Below are 2,171 nucleotides of genomic sequence, written 5' to 3' on the forward strand. Positions count from 1 at the left end.
GGGTTCGATAAAATTCTCTCCTTTTCAGCTGATCGCGAATTTGTGGGCAAAGATTGGATCACTTATTTGTGTGACTTATTTGTGTGACTACACGATCCCTTTTTTATCCGTATAAAAGATAATCCATTGGCCAACTTCGGCACCTCTAAAAAGCCTTTGAAGGATTTTTTTACTCACCTAAATACGGACGAAAGCCGCCATCTGTAACATGCTGGATGATCCTATGGGGGGGGCGTAGGTAAAAAGATTAAAGATGCGTACCTTGTCATTTGCCCAAGATAAAGACCGGGTGATAAAAGCCTACAAACAAAGATGGGACATTGAACGGCTTTTCAGAACTATGAAAACGCAAGGGGTTAACCTTGAAAATCCCCCTATGAAAGATTTGGGAAGACTTTCCAAACTTATGACCATTGTCGCTGTTGCTATTGTATACGCTTCTATAACGGGCCTTACACAAGAATGTGCTTACAAAAAAACAGTCAGAGCGCCTTTCTATTCATACTTCACAAGGGGACTCAGGTGGATCAAAGATAAACTCTTATTCTTTGATTTCAGCAATCTTTTAAATTACCTGAAAAAAAGTGAGGGGGAGTATGGTTAAAATCTTAAAATATTAAATATTTATACTCTATATTAACAGAATTGATAATAAAATTTCGTGCAATCATTTCATTTGATTTTGTCTCCCCAACCCAACGCATTTCATTTCATCCCACAGCGTTTTCAAAAAATTGAAAACGCTGAATAATAACTTTCTAATTTTTTCTAAAAATATTTAGAATGGTGCCCGTTATTAAACAATATCCTACCTTATCTACGATGGTGGTTAACTAAGTACTTTTCCAAGCGTCGATATTGCGTTTCTAGTCTATCTAAGCGATCCTCTAAAGAGGAAGAAGAGATGTCTTTCTTAGGCTCTTCATTAATAAAGGTGTGAATTGGAGAAGAAAATATTTTCTTAAAGAGGATCGGAAATCTTTTTGTAGTCTTGCGCTTTGAACAGTCTTTATTTTGTGTCTCATTTGAATCTGTTTCAGTTTTTGGGTTTCCTTCATCTGACTTCTCTTCTAGATCAGTTCCATAGCTTGTGTCAACCTTGCTTGCTTTCTGTTCAAAATCTGTTCCAGAGCTTACGTCGATCTTATTTAATTCCTCTTCTAGGCCTGCTTCAGAGCTTGTTCCAGCTTTAGTCGCTTCTTGTTCAAAATCCTCCTCAGGGGAGACGTTGGCTTTATCCAATTCTTTTTCTAGGATAGTTCCAAAATTTGCGCCAACTTTATGTGGTATTTCTTGCGAACTCGTCTCTATTTTTGTTGAAATTTTTTCAGGATTCAAAGTAAAATCTTTTTCTTTTAATAATTTTTCTGGAAAAGAGATAAGCTTAAAAATCAAATTCATTAACTGTTCTTGAGCTACTTTTCTTTGTGTATCTTCTTTGTTTTTTTCATCAAGAATATCGACTTCTTTCACAGAAGAATGTGTTTTTTTAGAAGGAATGTTCGTAGTAGTAAAAGAAAGCACATTATCCCCGTTAGGAATAAGAGTCTGTTTAAAAAATAACTTAGAAATAGGATCCAAAACAGAATCAGATTTTTGATTTTTTTCTGGTTCTATCTCTGAAATTAGGTCAGAATTTTGCTCTTGAAAACGATCTCCATCAGATGATAAAAAAGAAAGTCCTTTGGACTTTTGGGTAAAGAATATCCCTGCTGCTAATACAGCGATCAAAAATTTGTTTTTCATACAATAAATTTTTTTATTTTTCCTGTTGATAGTACAACAACATAATTAAAAAATACAAAATGCTCTTTTGCACGAAGAAAAATTCCTTACCGCATCCAAAAAAAGAACACTAAATTATTCCAATTTTTTAAACAAAACCTAAAGAATAAAAGAACTTATGGGGCTCTTGCATGATAGATTTTTAGGCGGAAAATTTTTATAACGGCCCCTTTTTTATGATTTTTTATAAATTTAGATAAAGAAAGTCTTTAGACTTATAAAAATGTCCAGATTTAAAGCTCAATAAGTTGTGTTTAGTCCCAGTAAAAAATGGTTAGGATTAGGTATAAAATATTCAAGATGAATTGTCCACTGATTTAGAATAAATTGCCAAGGAGTTTTTCCTTTGATAGCTTTGAGTCGTTTAGCAAAGTTGTAAGCCATAA

General features: G+C 33.8%; 2 protein-coding genes and 1 pseudogene. 1 reads left to right on the forward strand and 2 read right to left on the reverse strand.

All coding sequences use genetic code 11. The annotated features are described in order from the left end of the window. The first annotated feature begins 253 nt into the window (after positions 1 to 253). The gene (locus HE1_RS05470) at positions 254 to 604 is read left to right on the forward strand and encodes a transposase (RefSeq protein ID WP_035545555.1); all 351 of its coding nucleotides are present in this window, start codon (positions 254 to 256) and stop codon (positions 602 to 604) included. Positions 605 to 813: 209 nt separating this feature from the next. Here HE1_RS05470 and HE1_RS05475 read toward each other — a convergent pair whose 3' ends face one another. Together HE1_RS05475 and HE1_RS09805 are read right to left on the reverse strand one after the other, a co-directional pair. Continuing rightward, complete coding sequence (locus HE1_RS05475) at positions 814 to 1,746, reverse strand: hypothetical protein (protein WP_035545557.1); 933 nt, start codon at positions 1,744 to 1,746, stop codon at positions 814 to 816. Between the two features lie 279 nt (positions 1,747 to 2,025). After that, positions 2,026 to 2,171 (reverse strand): annotated as a pseudogene (locus HE1_RS09805) (IS481 family transposase); the annotation flags it as partial.

The sequence above is a fragment of the Holospora elegans E1 genome (assembly GCF_000648275.1).
Taxonomy (GTDB): domain Bacteria; phylum Pseudomonadota; class Alphaproteobacteria; order Holosporales; family Holosporaceae; genus Holospora; species Holospora undulata_A.